The following is a 23769-nucleotide window of genomic DNA, read 5'->3' as shown; positions in this document are numbered from 1 at the left end:
TTTTTGATCAGAAGGTTGTAAAACCCAGAATCAGTTGCAGCTTATATAGGATACCTTTCAAAAACGTAGTCTTCTCCTGGAACTCATCCAGGTCTAACGTGAATTCGGCATCATTATTATTCCAAATACGCTCGAAATAATTCGCGATATCGAGTGTGAACTTATTGTCTGGAGGTGCAGCAACCCATAGATCATTCTCCAGATTGTAGTCATTCATGTTTCGGGGGGTGAAATTGGTTGAACCCCCTAGGACAATATGATCTCCGGTTGCTTTGGCAAGATAGATCATCTTGGTATGGTATTGCTCCTTGGTGGTGTTATACCAGCGGATCTGTATTTTACCGTCGGATTTATCATGCAATTCAGCAGCGACAGGACGGTTCGGAATACCGATCTTTTCCTGACCAAAGGCATTTTCATTTGGATCCAGTACAAGCCGGATCTCGGTTCCTCGTTTTGCGGCTTCCAGCAGGGCTTCCAATACTTTCGGAGAGGCCACATAGAACATGCCCATCCATAAGGTGTCACCTTTGCCAGCCTGATTGATCTCATGGAGTACAGCGTCATTCACTTTGCCTTCAGTTAAATAGCGTATTCGTAAATCTCCCGTGTTTGAATCCGGGGAAGGCGCAGTATAGGACGGAACCTGACCTCCGCCTGAGATGTCGAGAATAGCTTGCTCTGACTGAAGAATATCGCCAATGATTGGGCCTGTTACTTCAAATGCAATGTTCGAGTGGTAGGCACTCGCATCATGAATATTGCCAGAAGAGACAATCGCCGTCTTCTCACTAACAACAACTTTGCGATGATTTGCTTTCACATTGAGCAGCTTGAGATAGGAACGGACCGTTACATCCGGGCCATCCGTGGCCATCAGGTTTTTGATCCAGCCATCTCCGGATTGGCCAAACCATTGGAAGAAGGTACGCCAGACCGCAGAGTATACTGGCGTTGAATCACGCAAAGGGTCCACATCGGTGATGACCACATGAATGCCTGCTTGTTTCATTTGTTCCAGCAACGGATTGGGTGCTGAGTTATAGTTGGTATTTACTTCATCTGTAATGAACCAGATGTCCATATCAGGATGTTGATTTTTTTTGGCAACCAGCGCTTCGGTGAATTCAGTACTCACGGGAGGAAAGTTCTGTCCCTTGTGCTGATAATTATTGAACAGGAACATATCCACCAGGACAAACTGCTCTGCTTCCTCCACAATTTGCATCATGCGCTGGAAAATCTGTTGTTCGTGCTGCATCTGTCCGTCAGATGAAGGGTAGGTGAGGTCATGCAGGAACTCGACTTGATCCACACGATACTCCGGACTTTCGTAGGAAATGCCTGGTGGTAATGGTTTGTAGGTCTGATAGAGCATGACGGCGATGAGCCATAGGACCAATAGGACGAGTCCTGTTCGTATGTATGGAAATTTGCCGCGTGAAGACTTGCGGTCTGATGTATGGCGGCGTAATGAGACCAACGGTGGACTCCCCCTTCTGTACTTGCTGACTTCTATTACCACACGGATGATAACGTTGACGCAGGACAACCCGGTAGAATAACTGATGTAGCGGTAAAATGCATATGGCAAAATTGGCAGGATGTAATCGACAGGTGTCTGAGCGTTGTGTATAATGAGTGTATTATTTTTGTAGAATGTTAGGGTTTTCATATGCCTGACAAGGACGGGGAACCAATGATATAACCTTTGAAATCTGGACATTTAGGAAAGAAAGTGGGTAATAAGGTGTATTCCATCAAACAAGTCGCTGCCATGCTCGGTATCCCGACGGTGACGCTCCGGGCTTGGGAGAATCGGTATAGTGCGGTCACCCCTGAGCGGACGGAATCGGGGTATCGAATGTATACCGAAGAGAATGTTGCGGATCTGCGCTGGTTGAAAGAGCAGGTTGAGCTGCATCAGACCAATATTTCGGAAGCGGTACGGATGTTGAAAGTAAACAAATTAAATCCGCCCGAGGCTGTGCCCACGCCGATCATGGCTCCGGTGCCTACGATGGAAGAAGCCTACGCACGCATGGCAGATCAGATCTATGACTCGCTCTACAACTTTCAGGGTGAACGTGCCAATGGTTTGATTGATTTTGGTTTCACCATGTATGGGTATGACTCGATGTTCTATCATGTGTTGGTGCCCATTCTGGTTCGGGTTGGTGATGCATGGGAGCAAGGCAGGGCTTCGGTGGCTCAGGAACACTTCATGACACAGCTGATTTCACAGCGGTTTTATCAGTTTTTCCATCTGTTCCCGATCTATCCGCATCTGCCCAAAGTTCTGGCGTTGTGTCCGGAAGGGGAGCATCATCAGGTCGGATTGCTGCTGTTCTCTCTCTTTATGCGCAAAAATGGAGCGGAAGTACTGTATCTTGGTGCGAACACGCCAGAAGAAGGTATCTTTCCGATTATCCGGGAGCAGAAGATCAAGTTGGTCTGCCTTTCGATCACAAGTCCAGGGCTTCTTGAACGGTGTGATCAGCTTATAGAACGGATTAAAAACGAGTTTCCACATATTCGCTTCGTACTTGGTGGAAAGGGCTATGAGCGTGCAGAACATGCTCGTTACCCGCAATGGATTATGCCAGGGGATTCAGCGGATTGGCAGTCATGGATAGAACGTGAGTATCTCGCAAATCGACCAACTGGTGCGAGGTTTGGACAGGCACATAACTAAACATATCTTAGCATTCAATGAATAGGTTAGTGTATAAAGGACATCCTTTGACGAAAGTGATCAAAGGGTGTTTTTTTGTGTTTGTATATGGATTAGTAGAGTATTTTGACCAACGGGTCATTTTTTGGTTTACAAGGTCGTATAATATTTGTATTATATTTGTATAATGTTTTTGCTAGTTACCGCTTAAAGTGTTCTTGGGCGGTTTAATAATAGGTTAGGGGCTAGAGAACTATAGGAATTCCCTACATAGAAAGGTGAGTGGCATGATACCGAATCAACAACGCAAACGTGCAGCTGTCATTGGCGCAGGTCCGGGTGGACTTGCGGCAGCGATGTTATTGTCCGGTCAGGGGTACGAGGTAGATGTGTATGAGAAACAGCCAGTCATCGGGGGGCGTTCTGCCAGATTGGAACTGGGTGAATATCGATTCGACCGGGGTGCAACATTTTTGATGATGCCTCAGCTGATTGAAGAGATGTTTGACGTGGTGGGACGTAAGTTATCCGATTATGTGCATATGAAAGAGTTAACCCCACTGTACGCACTGAACTTTGGTGATAAGGTGTTCACGCCTTCTCGTAATCGGGAAGATACAGCTGCACAGATTAAGGAATTGTTTCCTGGCAATGAAGACAATTACCTTCGGTTCATGCAAGAAGAAGAAGTGAAGTTTGGCAAAGTCATGCCTTTGCTCCGTCGTCCTTTTGGCAAGCTGACTGACTACTTGCGCAAGGATGCGGTAACAGCTCTACCCAAGCTTGATGTCCACAATACAGTCTATGGAATCTTGTCCCGCTATTTTACAGACGAGCGTCTGCGCTGGGCATTTACATTCCAATCCAAATATCTCGGCATGTCTGCCTGGGATTGTCCGGGTACCTTTACTATACTATCGTTTATTGAGCATCACTACGGATTGTTCCACCCCATTGGCGGCGTGAATCGGATCTTCCAAGCCATGGCTGATGTCGTGGAAGAATACGGAGGACGAATACATACTTCCACCCCGGTGAAACAGGTCATCGTTCGCAATGGTCGTGCAGAAGGTGTGTTGCTTGAGAACGGTGAACGCATCGAAGCGGACCATGTGGTGGTGAACGCCGACTTCGCACATGCGGTGAATCATCTGTTCGAACCGGGCGTGCTTAAGAAATATACCCCTGAGAAAATGAAACGTAAAAAATACTCCTGCTCCACAGCGATGCTGTATCTGGGCGTGGACGGTGAGGTGGACCTTCCGCATCACTCGATCTATTTTCCCGAGGACTACCGGTTGAACGTTGATGAGATTACCAAGCACAAAATGTTATCAGCCGATCCATCTCTATATATTCATAACCCTTCCAGACTTGATTCGACGCTGGCACCGGAAGGGAAATCTTCTTTATATGTTCTTATGCCTACGCCTAACCTTACCGCAGACATTGATTGGGAAGCAGAACGGGAGAATGTGCAGGAGGCCATGATGAAACGCATGGAAGGCATTCCTGAGCTGGCCGACATACGCAGCCGTATTGAAGAATGTATGCTGTTCACTCCACTTGATTGGGAGACTGAACTGGATGTGTATCGCGGAGCAACATTTAATATGGCACATAATTTGGGTCAGATGATGTACCTGCGTCCCCATAACCAGTTTGAAGAGTTGAAAAGTGTATGGCTGGTAGGCGGCGGAACACATCCGGGCAGCGGGTTGCCCACGATCTTCGAATCGGCACGGATCAGTGTCAGACTGATTCAGGAAGAGGACGCACGCACAAGTTCCAAGCCATCCTCGTACGTGAAGACGGCAGAAGTCGGAGGGCATTCATGAAGCGGGCCGCTATTGTAGGGGCAGGGATTGGTGGACTTACTTCTGCGCTGTTATTGAACCGTCAGGGCTGGGATGTCACCGTCTATGAACGGAGTTCTCGCGTTGGCGGACGCATTGGATATGAGCAGGAAGGGGAATACCGGATCGATCAGGGGCCAACGATCGTACTGCTGCCGGAGATGTTACTTGGCATACTGGAGGAAGCGGGCGTAGATCGTTCGAAGATTGAGTTACTTCGCTGTGATCCGTTATACAGAGTGTATTACCACAGTGGTCGTGTCATGACCAAGATGACCTCACGAGAAGAACAGACGGCGGAGATTGAACGTTTGTTCCCGGGAGAGAGCCGAGGATTCACACGATTTATGAAAGATATGGACACGTTGTTTCCGGCAGGCCGGGCAGCGTTTCTGGAAAGGGCTTTTCCGCGCAAAAGGGATTTCTTCACCCCTTCGCTCATGTCCCTCATGGGCAGACTGCGTGCACACAAAAGTGTTCGGAAAGCGGTAGGCGATTATTTTCACCATGAGGAATTGCTCGACGCTTACTCTCTGCAAAGTCTATACATCGGTGGATCACCGTTTGGGACGCCAGGCATCTACTCCCTTTTGCCTTACGCAGAGCATGAATACGGCATTTGGATGGTCAAAGGTGGATATGCAGCATTGCCGGCCATTCTGGAACAGGAACTGATATCACGTGGTGGGCGTGTTGTGCTGAATTCCGAAGTGACCGGACTCACGATTGAAAATGGTGTGTGTAAAGGTATAGAAACGGCAGTAGGCGCAGAAAATGTGGATGCAGTTATCTACAATGGTGATTTCCCCCATCTTTCAGGTTTGCTTGGACAATCACCAGAGGTAGCGCGGAAAAGAAAACCATATCGTCCCTCTTCCGGATGTGTATTGCTCTATGTGGGCGTGGACAAAACCTGGGAAGATGCAACAACACACCAGTTCTTCCTGCCACCGAGTCTTGAAGGTAGCTTACAGGAAGTGTTCAATCAGCGACGCATTCCGGCAAAGTCCTCATTTTACGTATTTAATCCGGTCGCATTGGATGAAACTGCAGCGCCTCAAGGACAGAGTGTATTGTATTTCCTCATTCCCGTACCAGATGCCGAAGGTGTCGACTGGGATCAGGAGAGCGAAGTATTGGCAGAACGTGTACTGGAAGAAGCGGAGCAACGTGGATTCCCGGGACTTCGTGCAGCGATTAAGTGGAAAAAGGTACGTACACCCGCTGACGCAGAGCGAGACGGTCTCTATGGGGGCGGAAGCTTTGGTATAGCACCTGTATTGTTCCAGTCCGGTGTATACCGACCGCAACCCAAACCATTCCCTAATATAAAGGGATTATATGCCGCAGGAGCATCTGTACATCCAGGTGGCGGAGTGCCGATTGTAATGCAGAGTGCACGTATGGCCGTCAATCAACTCATGAAGGAGATGGGAACATGAATGAAGCGATTTTGAGCAGGTGTGAAGAGTTGATGCAAAAGGGTTCTTCCTCTTTTTATCAGGCCTTTAGAGGGCTGCCAAGTCCACGTCGGGAAGCGGTATATGTCATTTATGCCTTCTGCCGCATGATTGATGACAGTGTAGATGAGCCGGAACATTCACCCTATACGATACACGAGATCCATGACTTGTTTGATCGCCTAGACGACGCGGAAGGGCACTTTATCTGGCCAGCACTGAGATGGTTGTTCAGCAGTTTCCCTCATCTGGATAAGGGGCCATTTTTCCGTCAGATGGAAGGGCAGCTCACAGATCTTAAAGTAACGCATTATACAACGCTGCAGGAACTGGAGCATTATTGTTATCTGGTAGCCGGAACCGTAGGTGAGATGTTGTTGCCTGTACTTCGGGATGATAACGGAGCGGAAGTAGCCATGAACGGGATTGCTTTGGGTAAAGGGATGCAGATCGTTAATATTATTCGGGATGTTGGTGAAGATCGGGCCAGAGTGCGCCGGTATGTTCCGCTGGAGATCATGGAGAAGCATGGTTACACCGAGCAGGACTTTGAAGACGGAATCGTGGATGAACGTTTTATTGCCGTTGTTCATGAATTAAAAGCTGCAGCATTGAACTGGTTCCGTATTGGCATGGATCGTTTGGATACGTACCCAACGGAAAGTGCGTTTTCCATCGAGCTGGCAGCAGCTTTTTACTCCACCATTCTACACGCCGTTGAACGCAACGATTATGACGTATATACCAAACGGGCATATGTTAGCGATGAATTGAAACTGGAGATGCTGGGTGCGATTGTGAAACGTTACCCGATGCAGGCCTATCAAGCCTCCCGAACGGCGGTATCCTGATGATCCAGTGGCTTTACTGGGCGTGGTATGTCATTGGAGCAACCTTGATGCTAACGATCGGTGTGCCTGACGTATTATCTTTTTCAAATGGTTTATTTCTAATCTTCTACGCATTGTATGTGCTGGATCTGATCTATCAAGGGCGTAATCGGACAGGCCTGTCCGACCAGTCAGTCATCTGGCTGAAACCCGGACTCTGGATATCCTCTGTGATCATCTGGCTTGGAGGTATGGGCGTGGAGTGGGTAGGGGTTCATACCCATTGGCCCTTTGGTGAGTATGCTTACTCAGACTTCTTCGGAATTCATCTGTTCAGTGTGCCGGTTACGCTGGGTTTTGCCTGGATCGCAGTGGTGGGTAACTCGGCGCTGTTAAGTGGCGGTGGTTCAACCTGGACTGGCAAATTGCTTCGAGCAGTGAAGACTGGGTTCTGGGCAATTGTACTCGATCTGGTACTCGACCCTGTTGCACATGCGAGAGGATTCTGGGAGTGGCAGGCTCCAGGCGGTTTCTACGGTGTTCCGTGGACCAATTACATAAGCTGGTTTATCATGGGTGCATTCCTGTCCCTCTTCCTTCCGGCCATGCCTAATGACCGTAGCTCATTACTGCGTGCAAAATGGCTGTATCAGCTGTTTATTCTTCTGTTCGGCCTACTTGCTCTAAAGGAAGGAATTACGGGCAGCTTTATCATCGCCATTGCTGGGGTGCTTCTTGCCGAAGGGAGCTGGCTCTATGATTCGCGCCGTAAAATCAAAACCGTTTAATCGTATTTTTGCCTTATACAATCACTATTATCTGCTGCGTCGTCGCTTCCGCTCCTTCACGCTCACAGGGTCACTGGACCCGCAGGTGGATCTCAGGGACAACTCTCCGATTGATCCCAATCGCCCGGTGATTTACTTCATGAACCACAGCTCCTGGTGGGATGGTCTGCTGCTCTATCATGCGGCCAGACAGACATCGCGGGGAGATCATTATGTGATGATGGAGGAGCAACAGCTTCAGCAATATGCTTTTTTTCGTAAATTGGGTGCGTATTCGATCAATAAGGAGAGTGCGTCCGGTATTCGGACCTCTCTACAGTACACCAGTGAATTATTGGATTCAGGTAAAAGGGTCTGGATTTTTCCCCAAGGAGAAATTCTGCATCAGGAGGCGAGACCGATTCGGTTCCGTCCAGGCATTGGATTGTTGCTTCGTCGCTGCCCGAATGCCATCGCCGTACCGGTAACCTTGTGCCATGGGATGGTTCAGCATGATCTACCGGAAATATCGATGCTGGCAGGCCCTCCTGTGATGGAAGACTGGAAGGCGTGGAAGAGTGAAGAGATTGCCTCCAGACTCGGTCATGTGTTGGAACAGCAGTTAGACGATCATAGATCAGAGCTTGTACGGATGGGGCAGGGAAGTTTGCCATATGCGCTTCCGCTGATTCGTCATGTACGTTCGACAAGTGAAAAATACGATGCGGCACGAAAGCGGGTGAACCGTTAGCATGAATGCATCTGAAATCTTCTGGATTGTGCTTACCTGCATATTGGGCATACAGTTGCTGTTCGCTCTATGGAACGTCTCCTGTCTGCCCAAGGTACGTTTATTCCGAGCAGACCGAATACAACCACCAGACCTGCTGGTCTCGGTGCTGATTCCAGCCAGAAATGAAAGACTACATATCGAAGGATGTCTGGAAAGTGTGCTCGCGAGCGATACGTCGGGATTCCGGATGGAAGTGTTGGTGCTGGATGATCGCTCCGACGATGAGACAGCGGCCATGGTACAAGCGATTGCGGATCGGGATGCACGTGTGCGTCTGCTGCATGGTGTCGATCTTCCCGAGGGCTGGATGGGGAAATCCCATGCGTGTCACAGGCTGGTTCAGGAGGCCAAGGGAGAATGGTATATGTTCGTGGATGCGGATGTGCGTCTGGAGCCAAGTGCGATTCGGCAGACTCTTGCGGCAGGGTGTGAGCAGAGTGGGGGGCTTATAACCGGTTTTCCTTATCAGGTAACAAAGACATGGATGGAAAAGCTTGTTGTGCCCATGATGGTCTTCACCATCATCAGTCATCTGCCCATTTTCATGATACGCAGATCATCCAGTCCGATGTTTGTGGCCGCTACGGGGGCTTTTTTGCTGATTCATCGCTCCAGTTACGAAGCATCCGGCGGTCATGCTGCCATTCAGGCACATCTGGTGGATGACATGAGTCTTGCCAAAGCTGTCAAGCGTGCAGGTCATCCGGTGATGTTGACAGACGTGCATGACGTAACAAATACCCGCATGTATCAGAACGGGGCAGAAGTATGGAACGGGTATAAGAAAAACATGTACGAAGGTATGGGACGCAAAGACGTACTGCTGCTGGGCACGATGTTGATGTATACACTGATGTATATTGTGCCTCCACTAGGATTGATTATTGGACTCATGACGGGTAGTTCGGTGTCCGTTCTGTATGGATTGATAGGAACTTTATTAGGTATGGCTGTGAAAAGAGTAGCGGATCATGCTGGCGGACAGCCCTGGTGGCTTGCCCTTCTGCAACCGGTCAGCATGGCCTGTGTCATTGCCATCGGACTTGCTTCCTGGCAGGCAGGCCGCTCAGGCAAGGGGTATGTATGGAAAGGTAGGCGGTACAGTTGAGAGGTAACGTCATGATAATCGGTGCAGGATTTGGAGGTCTGTCGTGTGCAATAAGACTGGCTTCACAAGGTGTGCAGGTGACCATTCTGGAACGGCAGCAACATGTAGGTGGCAAGCTGCAGCAGATTGAGCGGGACGGGTATCATTTTGACCGGGGACCGAGCACGATCACGATGCCATCCACTTTTCGTTCAGTCTTCGATCATGCGGGAGTAACGATGGAAGATTACGTACAGTTATATGAGTTAGAACCACGCACGCGTAATGTATTCGCAGATGGAACAGTGGTGGATTTGTCAGGCAATCGCGGGTGGATGAAGGAGCAGATCGCGGCGTACAGTCCGGAGGATGCGTCTCGTTATGATGCATTTATGGATGAGTCTGCTGCACTGTATGCGGAAGCCAATCGTCATTTTCTGGGTAAGTTGTTGCTGTCTCCTTCTGACAAATACAATCTTCAAATGCTGCGCAGCCTGCTCCGCGTGCGGCCAACGGTGAAGCTGGATAAGCTGCTGCGTTCCTATTTCAAGCATCCGCATACGCTGGCTATGTTCGGACGGTACGCGACCTATGTAGGATCATCGCCGTATCAGTCGCCTTCGATCTTTGCCATGATGGGTCATGTGGAAGCAGAAGTCGGCATCTACGGAGTCAAAGGAGGAACCTATCAACTGATCGAAGGAATGACTCGTCTGGCACAGGAAAAAGGTGTGCAGATCATTACCGGTACAGAGGTCCGGCAGATTGTTGTTCGGAATGGCAAAGTGGCAGGTGTGGATACGGATCAAGGCTTCCGCGAAGCCGATCAGGTGGTCGCCAATGGAGATGTGCTTAGCGTGAATCGACTGCTGCTCACACCGGAACATCGGAAAGAGATGAGCGATGCGCGCATACAGAAGTATGAGCCGTCCATTTCAGGATTTGTGACGCTAGCGGGTGTGCGAAGACAATATGATGCATTGCTGCACCATACGGTTTTCTTCCCGGAACGGTATGAACCGGAGTTTGACCATATTTTCCGTGACCGTAAAATGCCCGCCGATCCCACGATCTACATCTGTTACTCCGGTTATTCGGAAGCAGGCATGGCCCCGGCGGGAGCCAGCAATCTGTTCATTCTGGTCAATGCCCCCTACTTGTCGGATTCGTGGAATTGGGAGCAGCAGACGGAATGTTATGGGGAGTTTGTGCTTGAACAGTTAGCGACGCGGGGAATTACCGGTTTGAACCAATCCGATGTGCTGATCCGGTACACACCGCGAGATATCGAACGGGATACCTTGGCGCATAAAGGGTCGATCTACGGCATCTCGTCCAACTCGGTGAAGCAGACCTTTATGCGACCAGGCAACCGAAGCAAAGATGTACAAGGACTCTGGTACGTCGGCGGAACGACACATCCAGGCGGAGGAACCCCGATAGTGACGTTGTCCGGACAGCTTGTTGGGGAGCAATTGGCATCGGAAATCTTGAGATAAGTTTGTTGTGCAGATGATGGAGTGAAAATGTGTTTTGTTGATCCATGTGCGTGTGTATCGTCTCTGCTAACCAGCTTCGAAGATGCGACAGATGATCCGTGCTGTTGAGTAGGTATGAGATAGTGGTGCTCCGGGATTTAAGTGAGACATTTGGTGTCGGGGCATCCTTTCAATAGCCGGTTTGGAACGTTATACTGGATAGAGTTAAACTGCTGAGCTGCAATGCTAATAGGATTAATGTTTTTGTCTTTTGCAAAAGACGTATATACATAGAAGTAAGGAACTGGCAGGTTATCCTGTCGATCCGCACGATTCTCACATAGGAGGTCTCATCATGAATGAACAAGAGCGAGCCGGCGAACGGCTGCTTCCCGAAGTGGCTACGGGAGAACGGAAGCTAGAGCACGTGCGCCTCTGTCTTGAGGAGAATGTGGCAGGAGAAGGGGTAACCAGCGGTATGGAGCGGTTTGCGTTTCGCCATCACCCACTGCCGGAACTGGATTTTGAAGAGGTGCATCTGGAGACTTCGTTTATTGGCAAAAAAGTACGCACACCCTTGCTCATCAGTTCGATGACGGGTGGAAGCAAAACAACGGGCGCCATCAATGAGCGCCTCGCCCGAGTAGCGAACGCCAGAGGCTGGGCGCTCGGCGTAGGTTCGATCCGGGCTGCCGTAGAACAGCCGGAACTCGCGAGTACCTTCGATGTGCGGCGCTGGGCACCGGACATCCCGGTCATTGCCAACCTGGGCGCGGTGCAGCTGAACTATGGTTTCAGCACAGCTGATTTTCAGCGCGCCGTGGATATTGCGGGTGCGGACATGCTCGTGCTTCATCTGAACACGTTGCAGGAGGTTTTTCAGCCGGAAGGTAACACCAACTTTAGCGGATTATTTCAGCGAATTGAGAACTTGTGTCGTGAACTAGACGTACCTGTTGGCGTGAAAGAGGTAGGTTTTGGCATCGATGGTGTGACGGCTCAACGCTTATATGAAGCGGGTGTCGCGTTTATCGATGTGGCCGGGGCAGGTGGTACAAGCTGGGTACAGGTGGAGAAATACCGCAACAATAACCCGGTACGCCGGGCAGCTGCTGAAGCTTTTGCTGACTGGGGCATTCCCACAGCAGAGTGTATTCAGGAAGTGCGAGCGCTGAACCCTACTGGTGCCCTGATCGGCAGCGGTGGACTGTACACTGGCGTGGATGCGGCCAAAGCCCTCGCGCTCGGTGCGGACCTGGCTGGTTTTGGCCGATCTCTGCTCGAATCCGCAGTCGCTTCGGATGATGCGCTAAATGAGCGGTTGGAACAGGTCGAATTCGAGTTGCGTACCGTCATGTTCGGCATTGGTGCAGGGCGGATTGAAGATTTGAAGCAGACGTCACGTCTGGTGGAACGGCGTTAGGCCGGGGTTGACATGATGGTGCGAACCCCAAGCTCACATGATTTCCCTGGGGGACTTGTAAAATTTTGTCGGCCCCCTTTTTTTGATCTTTTGGCAATGATTATTCTCTCGGATAGTTAGATGAATTAATATTTAAAGATTAAGTTGCTTAATGGTGTCCCGTATTTGTATCTTTATTACATTGTTTTAGCTGCCGCGCTCGCCAAAAGTTCGGGGCCTGAAGTACGTGGGTTCATTTCTCGACTGCTTCCCAAATATTTTAAACTTAATTACCCTTATTTTGTTGCTATCTTTATAGCTGTCTAAGGATAAATTATGCAAAGGATTTTTGTGAAACTACGAAAAGGGAGAACGAAAATTTCGTTCTCCCTTTTCTAACATAACGTGATAGTCTGTCTTACTATATAACTAATTATTTTTAAAAAGTACTTTTTATAGCCTCATGGCTAGTGATGAGTTTAGAGTAATTAGCATCAGAGTAATAGTAAGTAACATTTTTAACATTTCTATAATCATGGCTAATATATTGATCAATTTTTATATAAACTTCACTTGCTCCAGCTCTTTTAGCAAGATTGATAGCCCCTATTACTACAGCTACTGTTCCCATACCTGGCACAAGTCCTATGATTAACAGAGCAGCATCTCCGGCGTTGTTTATAATACTTTGTTTTGTTTTAAATGTTGTAACATATGTCCAACTTGTTGCTGCGGCTGAATTCAAGGAATTTGTCTTTCTGTATTCTCTAACAGCCTCAACAACCATTACACCATCTAAATAAATGCTTCCGTTAGCATCTTTTTTATATTGTTGCGTTACACCGTTAGCACCTGTCCAGATGCCTTCTGTTTTTTCGTCATTTGTGAATTCGAGTGATACACTCTGATTTGTATCATGATTTATTACAACTTGTTTATTATCATTAATTATAACCTCATATGGATTATTTTCTTGTGCATGAATTGTTGATGGATAAAATGTTGCAATTAATGTTGCTGCCATTACAGTAGAGAGGAGTTTAGTTGCTTTTTGTTTAATAGACAATTTATATCATCCTTCTTTATGTTCTTTTATTTTCTTTAACCTTCTAATAACATCAAGTATCAAGATAAATACAAACATACCTGCTAAAAAGAAGTATTCTTTCTTATCTTCTTTGATCCCAAAAAAAGTATAAAAATAACCGCAAATAAACATTAATATTATATCTACCCAAATTATAATTCGATGATAGTTTTTCATGGGAATCTACTCCTCAATTTTAGTGTTTTCTAAGTTGTTATATGTATCCCCATACTTCTTTTACTTTAAATGAAGAACGAAATCCTCCCCTCTAAATCTTTTTTAAAACGCTTACAATGTAACTATAGCATAAATACGATCTTAAATGTATTTTTAAGCCAAATCAGGACGTTTGAATTATGTAATTAAGTATTTTCACCTAATTGTAACAGTTATCACGAAAAATTGAGGAAGTGAATTTTTTCGTTTTAACAAAAGTAGGTCACTTAATAACGTTAACTCTATAAGTTGAATTTAAGTTCTTAGCAGACTCTAACAGGGTGAATTTTCCATTTTTTTAAATAAGAAATAGATCAATGATGGACAGTCGAAAACTGCTATGTAGAAACATAATGAACTGGAAAAATTAACATCAGCTATGAAACAAGCCGAATGACGGTGAGCAGTTATATCTATACCTGTTTTTTTGATGAACAGAAAGATAAGCTTGAGGTAGTGTTTCGGCCACCTTACACATTCGCTCGTCGGACTCTGTAGTGCCAAAATGAATTAAGCATGGCCAATACGGTTTCACATTAGTAGGACTCAGTAAAAACACAAAAAATCCGTCCAAAAATCGACGGATTTTTTGTGTTTTTCTTTAGATGTGAAATTTTGTTTCATCAACAATGTTTAACCTGGTTTGTTTTTTTACCCCTTGTCATCATCCGGTATGTACTCCAAAACATCTGTAAGAGTGTAATCATTTCCTGTCATTGCCCGTAGAGTGTTCACGATATTATTCAACGTATCTAAATCAAGCCTTTTCGTTTTTCCTTCGCACAAATCATATATAAGGTTTGGTCTTACTTTTGCTTCCCTGGCCAGTGCATTTTTAGTGACGCTGGCTGCATCTAAAGTATCGCCCAATCTTATTTTAATAGACATAGCCAATTCCACCTTTTACTTCAATGATAACCTAACGTTAAATGTTTTGAAATAATCACTTGACGTTTATCGTTAAACGTTATAAAGTTTGGGTGTATTATCAATAGACGTTAAACTATTGACGTTAAATTTTTCGTCGTTTTAAATCAAATTCAATAATGTTTTAAATTTACCTAATGGTTATTTCTTCATAATGATTATGAATAATGAGTCTCATTCTTTTTAAGGGAGGGCAATAGTGTCATGAAAATCTCAAACCATTTTGAACGTGCTTTGTTAATCCTCGACACCTTTGACCAAGATCGAGAAATGTATATTTATCAAGGTTATGTCATGAATGAGCGCTATATCATTTATGTAGATGAAGGTACGTTATGGCTTCGGCATGTACAGAGAGTTACACATATAGATCATTTATATATTGATGGAGATACTGGAGGGTTAGTCCTGGCTGAGCATATCACAGGAAATGCAAGAGAGATGCTAGAGTCAATCGTGGACAGATTGAGTGGTATGGATGCGTTGACATTTCTCACGGATGTCTTATTGTGGACTCCCGACCGAGTGGATATGAATTTGATGCTTGATCGCATTCTATGACAAAGGCTTTCTAGCCCTCTTCCAGGCTATTCTCTACAACATTTTAAGAAAAGCAGATAAATCTTATTATAATAATAGTAAATTATTTACAAGTAAAATATTGCTAATTAACTGAGGTGTATAGTATGATTTTATTGACCATTGCTTAATTTTGCTTGGAAAGGTGGTGTACCTTTGAACTCAGTAGCCACAATACGTGATCATTTAGCAGACTACTTAAAAACGAACCATATGACACTCAATCAATTCTCTGAGATATCGGGAATTAACTCAGGGACGTTGAGTGGTACGCTGAACGGGCTGCGTCCCATAGGCATGCAGCAGTTGGATCGACTAACTGCCGGGATGGGTTTAACAGAGGGTTACTTCTATGAATTATACATAAATGAGTGTTTTGTACATACAAGCCCGGATTGGCGAAGACTTGGGCCTTTTTTATACCGTTGTGCCGAACTCGGTAAGGTCGATTATATGGAAGAAGCCGTTAATCTAATTATGGATAATCTTTCCTATGCGCCGCTTTTGTTCGAGTTGGCTGAACAGTTATATCGTGAAGGGAAGTTGGAAGCGGCCAAGCCCTTGTACCTTTGTGTAGCCGAGGGTGAGAAAATGCAACATTCTGAACGGTTGGCTCTAAGTCAGTATCGTTTGTTCACAATCGGGCTTTCCAAGGATCAGTTGAGCAATCTTACACTTGCAACGCAGTTTGAGTTTTTTGTAGATCGGCTTGATGAACACTACCAGCTGGATGGATTGAACGATTTGATTAATGTGTATGCTTCGTTACGCCGATGGGATAAGGTGAAGAATCTTGCTGACAAGTTAAAACTAAAAGCAATGATCCATTATGAATTAGGGGTAACATCTGAAGAGCCCGAGGCTAAACCCAAAAAGCAGATTGTTTTTTACGTTTTGTACGCATATTTAGCGCTTGGAGAAGCTTGTTTCTACTATGAAGAATATGAAAAGGCACTTCAATATGTATCTATGTACACCGATTATAGCTGGGTAAATAATCCGAGTGACGAGGAAACCGTTGTTATTCGTCAGTTCGAGGAATGGGCAGAAGGCAACTGTTATCTATATGAATTAATGTCAGGTAAAACAGAGGTTATCCCAAGTTATATGAACTACATCTCGGAGAGAGAGAACGAAATCTTCCCTGCTTTATGTGCAATTGTGAATGCGGCAAATCGGTTTGATATCAACATTGACTCAGTTCTTGAAGCGTATGACTCTTATTTTATCTACCAAGAACAGAGCAGTCGTATTGGAAAAATCAGCGAGCAATTTACGAATGATCAATATGGTACTTTGCTTGTGGGCCTAGGTACATACTATTTAAAACATCAAGATTATAACAGAGGATTTGAGTTGATTCTTAACGGTTTGGATTTTGTAATTAAAATTAAGAATAAAGATAGTGTTCTAGAGTGTATAAAAATATTTGAAGAATTTCGGTGTTTTGCAGTTGAAGAAGCTAAACTACGATATAAAAGAATGATTCGGGAGGTTTGATGACGAATGAAGATGAAATTGGCAGTATTGATAGTTACATGCAGTATCGCAGTAGGCGTAGTTGTTCCTATAACTCAACCAATCCCCGTTGAAAAAGACCGTCCAGTAATCATGACGACTAATGGCCATGGCATGGGAAGTTAACCAGCGTTTCTGAAATTAATATGAGCTGCTCCCTCAAGTAGAATGGTGAATTGTCTACTTTGAAGGGAGCTTTTTCGTGTTGGAGTTCGCCTGATTTCCTACTAATTAGCAGAATAGACTAGAATGTTACAACAGGGAGGGGTGAATATGGATTGTGGTGAGCTCAAGTCGCAGATCGAAGCAGCGAGACAAAAGCTCTATCAACTCAAGGTGGACTATGGAGATCTGCTTCATCCTCATGTTATACAGCAATCTATGGTCCTGGATGATCTAATTAATCAATACAATCAGGTTAAAATAAAAAAGCCGATTGAATAATTCAATCGACTTTGGGCGAGAAACTTTGGCGGGTCGCTCGCCCCTATATTTTAACATAAGTCCACAGAGCGAAGTATCGTTATTACATACATTCTTCCCTCACAGTTACATTCTCATTGGTAACAGTGACGTATGAATTGCCGGACAAGTATTCCGTATAACCACAAACCGTTTTGTTAAAGGTTTTTCCGCGGCTGTCCGTAAACGCCAAGGAGACGGCGCCCTCCCCAGAACGTTTCAGCTGCGGGGTGAATTTCATGTTTGCTCCGCTGGGAATATCCTTATCGAATACGTAGGTGGAGCCACTCTCATTGTTGTTTAACGAGTTGTCGCCTTGGACCAGGCTAGCCTGAATATTGGTGATGTCATAGTCGGACTGATTGTGGATCGTGATCCTTAAGTGACGAAAGGGATCGATTACATTCAGAAAGCTTCTAAAAGCGACGATGCCGATCACGAGGACGATAGCGGACAAGATAATAATTTTCTTTTTGGAAAATCGACTACGTGTGTTCAATATGATCCACTCCCTTCCTTCATGAGGTATAAACGATGGGAAGAGATCAAAAGTTATAAATAAAATGGATAAATATGAAATTGAAGCTCGAATCGTCAGAATTACTTCATGCGCTAAGCGGGAGAAAAGGATACAATAAGATACTAGTAGTGCAAGAAGGATTGCACAGAGATCATACATAATGAAGATCACTCGAAATAAGGAGGGGAAAAAGTTGAAACTTTCTCCAATGAATCAGGAAGATTATGCGAGTTTTCGCATTCGATCGATTAAGGATTTTGCAGAAGAAAAAGTAGAAGCAGGTACCTGGGCGGAGGAAGAGGCGCAGCAACTGGCCGAGGAATCTTATGAACGTTATCTGCCAGAAGGCTTGAACACACCTGGAGCGTATCTCTACAATCTGGTGCACCCTGTGGACGGAAATGTGGGGTATATCTGGTTTAATATCACGGATAATCGTCGCGGGAAAGATGCTTTTTTGCTGGATATTGTGGTTGAAGAAGCACACCGTGGTAAGGGATACGGAACAGAGACAATGCAGGCGCTTGAACAGACGGCCTTGAGTCTTGGCGTGGATCGCATTGGTTTGCATGTGTTTGGACATAATGTGCGGGCGAGCAGCCTGTATCGGAAGATGGGATATGAGGTAACGGATCTAACGATGTACAAGGAAATTAAAGGGTAAACCTAATAGCAGATAATCTAGGCCAAACTTAAGATCTGCGCCAAACGAATTATCCGCAGGAACCGGGGATTTCGGGAAGCGGATGGGACTCTGGTCGAATTGGCGAAGTTCCTTGATGCCTTGAGGTTTGTCATATATAATGTATAGGATTATCCATACCGAACAAGTAATCAATGAGGAGTTGTCATATACATGGCTTTGAAAGCTGGAATCGTGGGTCTGCCTAACGTTGGTAAATCTACATTGTTTAACGCAATTACACAAGCAGGTGCCGAATCGGCAAACTATCCGTTCTGTACAATTGACCCTAACGTGGGGATCGTTGAAGTACCCGATGAGCGTTTGGACAAACTGACAGAACTCGTTGTACCTAAGAAAACAGTACCAACGGCGTTTGAGTTTGTAGATATCGCTGGTCTTGTTCGCGGTGCGAGCAAAGGCGAAGGTCTTGGTAACAAGTTCCTTGCCCACATTCGTGAAGTAGATGCAATTGTACACGTGGTACGTTGCTTTGTAGATGAGAACATCACACACGTCGATGGTAAAATTGACCCGGTGAGCGACATCCAGACGATCAATCTGGAGCTGATCCTGGCCGATATCGAAAGTGTTGAGAAGAAAATCGATCGCTCCAAGAAAAACATGAAGGGCGGCAACAAGACTGCCTCTCAAGAAGTAGAAGTGTTGGAGAGAGTGAAGGCTGTTCTGTACGATGACAAGCCGGCACGCAGCATGGAACTTACGGATGATGAGCTTCTGATCGTGCGCGATCTGCACTTGCTTACCCTGAAGCCTGTTCTGTACGCAGCCAATGTAGCTGAGGACGAAATCGGCGATGTGGCGAACAATGCTTACGTGCAAAAAGTAAGAGAATTCGCAGCTGCTGAGAATGCAGAAGTGGTGCCAATCAGTGCAAAGGTTGAAGAAGAGATCTCCGAGCTGGAAGGCGAAGATAAACAAATGTTCCTGGAAGAACTCGGTATCGAGGATTCCGGTCTGAACCTGTTGATCAAAGCGGCTTACAAATTGCTCGGTCTGTACACATACTTCACAGCAGGTGTACAGGAAGTTCGTGCTTGGACAATCCGTAAAGGTACCAAAGCACCTGGCGCAGCGGGTGTCATTCACACCGACTTCGAACGTGGATTCATCCGGGCAGAAGTGGTTTCCTACGATGATCTGGTAGCAGCGGGTTCCATGAACGGTGCCAAAGAGCGCGGACAACTTCGTCTTGAAGGTAAAGAGTACGTTGTAAATGACGGCGACGTTATGCACTTCCGTTTCAACGTATAAGTTGTTACACCTTTATATGTAGATTCAATAACATGACCCTGCGACCTTCTCGTGAAGTTCGTGGGGTTTTTGACTTAGAGTTTTGCAGTGGGGTTAATAGCCTTATGCAGCGCGTGGAAAGTAGCGCGGAACAAGAAAAAACCTCGGATTAGGTTGATCGCCTTGCAATCCGGTGGTTTTTCATTCGTCTGATTGAAATTCCCCGTGTTCGCCCACCGGCCTTTGTTAGAGAAGTCACGATGTTAGCGCATCGTGGCTTTTGTTTATTTTACAATTCGGAACAACATCGAACAACAATTTCATATTGAATTTCGCAGTACCAAAAATTAGTTCATCCGCGTCGGAACAGTTACTATTCAGAACCATAAGAATATGCTATAATTAAGAGTCGTATACCACGTTAAAATTCGCGCTGTAACAGATGAGCTGAAGCGAGTTTCATACAGGGTACACGATTTCTTGATTTCACTTTAAAAGTAAAGGATTTGATGACGTTGTAGCGATGTTATACGTCGATCATACATGAATGTGAATACATGCTGCGGTCAGGGGATTCATTGAGAATCCTGTGCGTTGTGGAATATAGATTATAGATGTAATTAATGTTGGATTGAAATAATTATTGAAAATGTGATGTGCTTGGACAAAATAATGCGTGAGGTGACTATACATGTTGGATAAATTACAGGCTTTAGCCGACCGTTATGACAAGTTGAGCGAGCTTTTGTGTGACCCGGATGTGGCAAGTGACAACAAAAAGCTGCGGGAATACTCCAAAGAACAATCCGATCTGCAACCGACTTATGAAGCATACAATGAATACAAACAGGTAAGTCAGGATCTCGAAGCTGCAAAGGAAATGCAGGGTGAGAAGCTGGATGATGAGATGCGCGAAATGGTCAAAATGGAAATTGACGAACTGAGCACTCGCCAGAAGGAACTGGACGAATTGATTCGTGTACTCATGCTGCCAAAAGATCCGAATGACGACAAAAACGTTATTGTTGAGATTCGCGGAGCAGCTGGTGGAGATGAAGCTGCGTTGTTTGCAGCAGATCTGTATCGGATGTACACACGTTATGCAGATGCACAAGGCTGGCGTGTAGAGCTGATGGACGTTAATACAAATGATCTCGGTGGATTCAAAGAGGTTGTTTTCCTGATCAACGGACGTGGCGCTTACAGCAAAATGAAATACGAAAGCGGCGCACACCGTGTACAGCGTATTCCAACAACCGAATCCGGCGGACGTATTCATACGTCAACTTCAACGGTTGCGGTTATGCCAGAAGCCGAAGATTTCGATATCGAAATTCATGATAAAGACATCCGTGTAGATACGTTCTGTTCCAGTGGTGCCGGTGGACAATCGGTTAATACCACGAAATCCGCAGTACGGGTAACACACGTTCCAACGGGAATCGTGGCGACATGTCAGGATGGAAAATCACAGAACTCCAACAAGGAAAAAGCGTTGCAGGTTCTGCGTACACGTATCTTCGATATGAAACGTATGGAAGAGGAAGCGAAGATCTCTGTTGAGCGGAAAAGTAAAGTGGGAACGGGCGACCGTAGTGAGCGGATTCGTACGTACAACTTCCCGCAAAGCCGTGTGACGGATCACCGTATCGGTCTGACGATGCACAAGCTGGATCAGATCATGAACGGGGAGATTGAAGATATCTTGTCTGCACTGACGATTGCTCAGCAGACTGAGATGATGGATAGAGGAGAATAATCTGTGACCCGCGCGCAGTTTGTCATGACGCCGGAACAGAGCTGTCGGGAAGCCTTCGTGGAGGCTTCCTCTTTTTTGGAGAAGTGCGGCGCGTACGAGCCGCAAAACAATGCCCGGCTGCTGTTGGAACATGTACTCGGCGTTTATGGCGCCGCGTATTACATGATGCAGCCGGAGCCTTTTCCCAGCGAGCATCGCAGCCGCTGGGAGGACGCCGTCACGCGTAAGGCTGCGGGTGAGCCGGCGCAATACATTATCGGCAGCCAGGAATTCTATGGGCTGCCGTTTGAGGTCACGCCGGCCGTGCTGATTCCGCGGCCGGAGACCGAGCTGTTGGTCGAGGCTGTGCTGCGCGAAGCCGACCGCGTGTTTCCCGACGGCGCTCCGCTCGCCGTCGATATCGGCACGGGCAGTGGTGCCATCGCGGTGACGATGGCTTCACTACGCCCGCGCTGGCAGGTCGGCGCCGGGGATCTCTCGGCGGCTGCCCTGCAAGTGGCCGCGCGGAACGCGGCCGCGAACGGGGTACAGATCGACTTCCGTGAAGGCGATCTGCTGGCCCCGTTCGCCGGGGCACGGGTGGACATCCTGGTGTCCAACCCGCCATACATCCCGGCGGCGGATATCGCCGGGTTACAGCAAGAGGTGCGCGATCATGAGCCGCGCATGGCACTGGACGGAGGTCCGGACGGGCTCGCACCGTACCGTGTTATGCTGGAGCAGTTGGCGCTGCTACCTGCGCCGCCGCAGATCATTGGTTTTGAACTGGGCCAGGGGCAGGCTCGCGACATCGCAGCTCTGCTTGAATCGGCGGGACATTGGCCGGAAATTATCATTGTACCGGACCTTGCCGGAATCGAGCGGCATGTCCTGGGTGTTCGTACTTCGGAACAGGTGACGAAAATGTAAGGTTCCGCGGGTTTTCTTTTTGCCGTGAAATCCTCTACAATGAGATATACCGAAGATTTCTGAATGCTTGGGGGAACATAATTACATGCTGCATAAATTTAAAAAGATAGACTATTCTATTGTCTTTATACTCGTTATTCTGATGGGTATCAGTATTTTATCGATTTACAGTACAACGTTTGGTCGTCCGAGATGGGAATCCTATCCCCAAAAGGCAGGGATTTTCTATATTATAGGTTTCATCGTATTCTTCGGAATGTCTATGATTAACTATAAAGTGATTATTAAAAACTATTTATATATCTACGGTGTGGGTCTACTGCTACTCGTCATCGTTAACTTTTTCGGTGTTACGTATTATGGAGCCCAAGGCTGGTTATCCATATTTGGCCTTAGTTTGCAGCCTGCGGAATTATTTAAGTTGTGTTTAATCGTTTTCCTGTCTGCTCTGCTTGCGAGAAAGAAAAACAGACCCTTATTCTTCGGGCGTGATGTCATTCCGATCGCACTGTGCGTTTTGCCTCCTTTGTTGTTGGTTCTGCTTCAAAATGATTTGGGGAATGCTTTGAGTTATGTAGTCATTCTTGTCGGTCTGTTGTGGATTGGCAATGTGAAATTCAGCCATGCACTGATTGGTTTTGTGATTGCTATCGCTGCCTTTATTGGTGGAACACAGGCCTATATTCATTATCATGATGAAGTTGCCAAGTTCCTCAAGGATATTGGACGTGCTCACTGGGCTGAGCGGTTTGACCCTTGGCTCGTGCCAGAACAGACATCCAGAGATGTATTGTGGCAGACCTATAATGCCAAGCTAGCCATCGGTTCCGGTGGGATTAGTGGTAAGGGATATCTCGAAGGTACGACAATCCAGTCCAATCGAGTACCGCTCGCATATGCCGATTCCATCTTTGTGCAGATTGGTGAAGAGTTCGGTTTTGTGGGCGCCTCCGTACTGCTGCTACTCTACTTTATTCTGATTCACAGGCTGGTGTTGATCGCGCTGGAGTGCAAGGATCGAGCTGGGCCGTACCTAATTGTAGGTATTATCTCAATGTTGCTCTATCAGATTTTCGTTAATATCGGTCCGTTTATCGGTCTGATGCCATTAACAGGGATCACCCTTCCGTTTATCAGTTTCGGTGGTACCTCTCTTGTGCTCAACATGCTCAGTATGGGCGTTGTCATGAGTATCAAAGTGCATACGGAAGAAAATGAAGATATCCTGGGTTCGTCAGAACAACTCAGTATCACTGAGATGATTATGAAGTTGTTCAGACGGAAGCCGTCGCAGCAAGAGCAATAACTCTCGTGAACAGAACGTAAAGATATATGCGTATAAGCGTAAATAACGATATAACTATTAAACCCTGGAACAGATCTATCCCAGTCACATTGGGTAGCTGCTCCGGGGTTTTGTTTGTTCCTGTCGAGGTTAGGATTTCCATTTTTATTATCCAATTATATACAATGGTAATATTGAGTTCAATTGGAAATCATAGAATGTTA

General features: G+C 46.4%; 23 protein-coding genes. 18 read left to right on the top strand and 5 right to left on the bottom strand.

All coding sequences use genetic code 11. The features are described 5' to 3' along the window. Nucleotides 1-7: 7 nt before the first annotated feature. Nucleotides 8-1675 (bottom strand): phospholipase D family protein, encoded by a 1668-nt coding sequence (locus AC4E8D_RS29180; RefSeq protein WP_490205577.1) that lies wholly within the window; start codon nucleotides 1673-1675, stop codon nucleotides 8-10. A 75-nt stretch (nucleotides 1676-1750) separates the two neighbouring features. Here AC4E8D_RS29180 and AC4E8D_RS29175 point away from each other — a divergent pair, with 75 nt between their 5' ends. The 9 genes from AC4E8D_RS29175 (at nucleotide 1751) to fni (ending at nucleotide 12368) form a co-directional block, all read left to right on the top strand. Continuing rightward, the gene (locus AC4E8D_RS29175; RefSeq protein WP_221825440.1) at nucleotides 1751-2695 is read left to right on the top strand and encodes a MerR family transcriptional regulator; all 945 of its coding nucleotides are present in this window, start codon (nucleotides 1751-1753) and stop codon (nucleotides 2693-2695) included. A 266-nt stretch (nucleotides 2696-2961) separates the two neighbouring features. After that, nucleotides 2962-4512: a phytoene desaturase family protein gene (locus AC4E8D_RS29170; RefSeq protein ID WP_490205576.1), complete on the top strand. Its 1551-nt coding sequence runs from the start codon at nucleotides 2962-2964 to the stop codon at nucleotides 4510-4512. After that, nucleotides 4509-5972: a phytoene desaturase family protein gene (locus tag AC4E8D_RS29165; protein WP_490205575.1), complete on the top strand. Its 1464-nt coding sequence runs from the start codon at nucleotides 4509-4511 to the stop codon at nucleotides 5970-5972. Before AC4E8D_RS29170 ends, AC4E8D_RS29165 begins: the two co-directional genes overlap by 4 nt. Beyond that, nucleotides 5969-6841: a phytoene/squalene synthase family protein gene (locus AC4E8D_RS29160; RefSeq protein WP_490205574.1), complete on the top strand. Its 873-nt coding sequence runs from the start codon at nucleotides 5969-5971 to the stop codon at nucleotides 6839-6841. The genes AC4E8D_RS29165 and AC4E8D_RS29160 overlap by 4 nt, the downstream gene beginning before the upstream one ends. Then, nucleotides 6841-7608 (top strand): carotenoid biosynthesis protein, encoded by a 768-nt coding sequence (locus tag AC4E8D_RS29155; protein ID WP_047840715.1) that lies wholly within the window; start codon nucleotides 6841-6843, stop codon nucleotides 7606-7608. The genes AC4E8D_RS29160 and AC4E8D_RS29155 overlap by 1 nt, the downstream gene beginning before the upstream one ends. Next, on the top strand, nucleotides 7577-8338 hold the full coding sequence (locus tag AC4E8D_RS29150) for a lysophospholipid acyltransferase family protein (protein WP_339305912.1): 762 nt from the start codon (nucleotides 7577-7579) through the stop codon (nucleotides 8336-8338). Before AC4E8D_RS29155 ends, AC4E8D_RS29150 begins: the two co-directional genes overlap by 32 nt. A gap of 1 nt (nucleotide 8339) precedes the next feature. Continuing rightward, nucleotides 8340-9488, top strand: a complete 1149-nt coding sequence (locus tag AC4E8D_RS29145) for a glycosyltransferase family 2 protein (RefSeq protein ID WP_339305910.1) — start codon at nucleotides 8340-8342, stop codon at nucleotides 9486-9488. An 11-nt stretch (nucleotides 9489-9499) separates the two neighbouring features. Next, nucleotides 9500-10966, top strand: a complete 1467-nt coding sequence (locus tag AC4E8D_RS29140; RefSeq protein ID WP_339305908.1) for a phytoene desaturase family protein — start codon at nucleotides 9500-9502, stop codon at nucleotides 10964-10966. Nucleotides 10967-11300: 334 nt separating this feature from the next. Continuing rightward, nucleotides 11301-12368 carry a type 2 isopentenyl-diphosphate Delta-isomerase gene (gene fni, locus AC4E8D_RS29135; protein WP_221821842.1) on the top strand — a complete coding sequence of 356 codons (1068 nt, stop codon included), beginning with the start codon at nucleotides 11301-11303 and terminating at the stop codon, nucleotides 12366-12368. 418 nt (nucleotides 12369-12786) lie between these two features. Here the strand turns inward: fni and AC4E8D_RS29130 are convergent, their stop codons facing one another. From AC4E8D_RS29130 to AC4E8D_RS29120, 3 genes are all read right to left on the bottom strand, one after another. After that, nucleotides 12787-13413: a hypothetical protein gene (locus tag AC4E8D_RS29130; RefSeq protein ID WP_221821840.1), complete on the bottom strand. Its 627-nt coding sequence runs from the start codon at nucleotides 13411-13413 to the stop codon at nucleotides 12787-12789. A 6-nt stretch (nucleotides 13414-13419) separates the two neighbouring features. Beyond that, on the bottom strand, nucleotides 13420-13611 hold the full coding sequence (locus AC4E8D_RS29125) for a hypothetical protein (protein WP_221821838.1): 192 nt from the start codon (nucleotides 13609-13611) through the stop codon (nucleotides 13420-13422). 690 nt (nucleotides 13612-14301) lie between these two features. Continuing rightward, on the bottom strand, nucleotides 14302-14538 hold the full coding sequence (locus AC4E8D_RS29120; protein WP_127549025.1) for a helix-turn-helix domain-containing protein: 237 nt from the start codon (nucleotides 14536-14538) through the stop codon (nucleotides 14302-14304). 243 nt (nucleotides 14539-14781) lie between these two features. Between AC4E8D_RS29120 and AC4E8D_RS29115 the strand changes: the two genes are divergently transcribed. The 4 genes from AC4E8D_RS29115 to AC4E8D_RS29100 all read left to right on the top strand — a co-directional run bounded on the left by AC4E8D_RS29115 (nucleotide 14782) and on the right by AC4E8D_RS29100 (nucleotide 17118). After that, the gene (locus AC4E8D_RS29115) at nucleotides 14782-15138 is read left to right on the top strand and encodes a hypothetical protein (RefSeq protein ID WP_221821836.1); all 357 of its coding nucleotides are present in this window, start codon (nucleotides 14782-14784) and stop codon (nucleotides 15136-15138) included. A 174-nt stretch (nucleotides 15139-15312) separates the two neighbouring features. Beyond that, entirely contained in the window at nucleotides 15313-16656 is a 1344-nt protein-coding gene (locus tag AC4E8D_RS29110; RefSeq protein ID WP_260632813.1) for a transcriptional regulator, read from the top strand. 6 nt (nucleotides 16657-16662) lie between these two features. Next, nucleotides 16663-16800: a hypothetical protein gene (locus AC4E8D_RS29105; protein WP_307415876.1), complete on the top strand. Its 138-nt coding sequence runs from the start codon at nucleotides 16663-16665 to the stop codon at nucleotides 16798-16800. Nucleotides 16801-16947: 147 nt separating this feature from the next. Beyond that, nucleotides 16948-17118, top strand: coding sequence for an aspartyl-phosphate phosphatase Spo0E family protein (locus AC4E8D_RS29100; protein WP_221821834.1), 171 nt, complete (start codon nucleotides 16948-16950; stop codon nucleotides 17116-17118). A gap of 82 nt (nucleotides 17119-17200) precedes the next feature. Here AC4E8D_RS29100 and AC4E8D_RS29095 read toward each other — a convergent pair whose 3' ends face one another. Then, complete coding sequence (locus tag AC4E8D_RS29095; protein ID WP_221821832.1) at nucleotides 17201-17635, bottom strand: hypothetical protein; 435 nt, start codon at nucleotides 17633-17635, stop codon at nucleotides 17201-17203. A 214-nt stretch (nucleotides 17636-17849) separates the two neighbouring features. Between AC4E8D_RS29095 and AC4E8D_RS29090 the strand changes: the two genes are divergently transcribed. The 5 genes from AC4E8D_RS29090 to AC4E8D_RS29070 all read left to right on the top strand — a co-directional run bounded on the left by AC4E8D_RS29090 (nucleotide 17850) and on the right by AC4E8D_RS29070 (nucleotide 23566). Next, complete coding sequence (locus AC4E8D_RS29090; RefSeq protein WP_237177396.1) at nucleotides 17850-18320, top strand: GNAT family N-acetyltransferase; 471 nt, start codon at nucleotides 17850-17852, stop codon at nucleotides 18318-18320. A 192-nt stretch (nucleotides 18321-18512) separates the two neighbouring features. Next, complete coding sequence (gene ychF / locus AC4E8D_RS29085; RefSeq protein WP_017691917.1) at nucleotides 18513-19613, top strand: redox-regulated ATPase YchF; 1101 nt, start codon at nucleotides 18513-18515, stop codon at nucleotides 19611-19613. Nucleotides 19614-20283: 670 nt separating this feature from the next. Next, nucleotides 20284-21351: a peptide chain release factor 1 gene (gene prfA / locus AC4E8D_RS29080; protein WP_076209786.1), complete on the top strand. Its 1068-nt coding sequence runs from the start codon at nucleotides 20284-20286 to the stop codon at nucleotides 21349-21351. Nucleotides 21352-21375: 24 nt separating this feature from the next. Continuing rightward, nucleotides 21376-22260, top strand: coding sequence for a peptide chain release factor N(5)-glutamine methyltransferase (prmC, locus tag AC4E8D_RS29075; protein ID WP_221821856.1), 885 nt, complete (start codon nucleotides 21376-21378; stop codon nucleotides 22258-22260). A gap of 85 nt (nucleotides 22261-22345) precedes the next feature. After that, nucleotides 22346-23566 carry an FtsW/RodA/SpoVE family cell cycle protein gene (locus tag AC4E8D_RS29070; RefSeq protein ID WP_221821830.1) on the top strand — a complete coding sequence of 407 codons (1221 nt, stop codon included), beginning with the start codon at nucleotides 22346-22348 and terminating at the stop codon, nucleotides 23564-23566. The last annotated feature ends 203 nt before the right edge of the window (nucleotides 23567-23769 follow it).

This window comes from Paenibacillus sp. SRL342 (genome assembly GCF_984798905.1).
Note: the sequence above shows the minus strand (reverse complement) of the source record. Positions and strands in the feature narration are given on the sequence as shown.

Excerpts from the sequence above, each read along its gene's own strand:
- AC4E8D_RS29170 (WP_490205576.1), top strand. The coding sequence starts at position 2,962 with ATGATACCGAATCAACAACGCAAACGTGCAGCTGTCATTGGCGCAGGT.
- AC4E8D_RS29120 (WP_127549025.1), bottom strand. The coding sequence starts at position 14,538 with ATGTCTATTAAAATAAGATTGGGCGATACTTTAGATGCAGCCAGCGTC.
- prmC (WP_221821856.1), top strand. The coding sequence starts at position 21,376 with ATGACGCCGGAACAGAGCTGTCGGGAAGCCTTCGTGGAGGCTTCCTCT.
- ychF (WP_017691917.1), top strand. The coding sequence starts at position 18,513 with ATGGCTTTGAAAGCTGGAATCGTGGGTCTGCCTAACGTTGGTAAATCT.
- fni (WP_221821842.1), top strand. The coding sequence starts at position 11,301 with ATGAATGAACAAGAGCGAGCCGGCGAACGGCTGCTTCCCGAAGTGGCT.
- AC4E8D_RS29115 (WP_221821836.1), top strand. The coding sequence starts at position 14,782 with ATGAAAATCTCAAACCATTTTGAACGTGCTTTGTTAATCCTCGACACC.
- prfA (WP_076209786.1), top strand. The coding sequence starts at position 20,284 with ATGTTGGATAAATTACAGGCTTTAGCCGACCGTTATGACAAGTTGAGC.
- AC4E8D_RS29165 (WP_490205575.1), top strand. The coding sequence starts at position 4,509 with ATGAAGCGGGCCGCTATTGTAGGGGCAGGGATTGGTGGACTTACTTCT.
- AC4E8D_RS29070 (WP_221821830.1), top strand. The coding sequence starts at position 22,346 with ATGCTGCATAAATTTAAAAAGATAGACTATTCTATTGTCTTTATACTC.
- AC4E8D_RS29155 (WP_047840715.1), top strand. The coding sequence starts at position 6,841 with ATGATCCAGTGGCTTTACTGGGCGTGGTATGTCATTGGAGCAACCTTG.
- AC4E8D_RS29150 (WP_339305912.1), top strand. The coding sequence starts at position 7,577 with ATGATTCGCGCCGTAAAATCAAAACCGTTTAATCGTATTTTTGCCTTA.
- AC4E8D_RS29125 (WP_221821838.1), bottom strand. The coding sequence starts at position 13,611 with ATGAAAAACTATCATCGAATTATAATTTGGGTAGATATAATATTAATG.
- AC4E8D_RS29160 (WP_490205574.1), top strand. The coding sequence starts at position 5,969 with ATGAATGAAGCGATTTTGAGCAGGTGTGAAGAGTTGATGCAAAAGGGT.
- AC4E8D_RS29100 (WP_221821834.1), top strand. The coding sequence starts at position 16,948 with ATGGATTGTGGTGAGCTCAAGTCGCAGATCGAAGCAGCGAGACAAAAG.
- AC4E8D_RS29180 (WP_490205577.1), bottom strand. The coding sequence starts at position 1,675 with ATGAAAACCCTAACATTCTACAAAAATAATACACTCATTATACACAAC.
- AC4E8D_RS29140 (WP_339305908.1), top strand. The coding sequence starts at position 9,500 with ATGATAATCGGTGCAGGATTTGGAGGTCTGTCGTGTGCAATAAGACTG.
- AC4E8D_RS29105 (WP_307415876.1), top strand. The coding sequence starts at position 16,663 with ATGAAGATGAAATTGGCAGTATTGATAGTTACATGCAGTATCGCAGTA.
- AC4E8D_RS29145 (WP_339305910.1), top strand. The coding sequence starts at position 8,340 with ATGAATGCATCTGAAATCTTCTGGATTGTGCTTACCTGCATATTGGGC.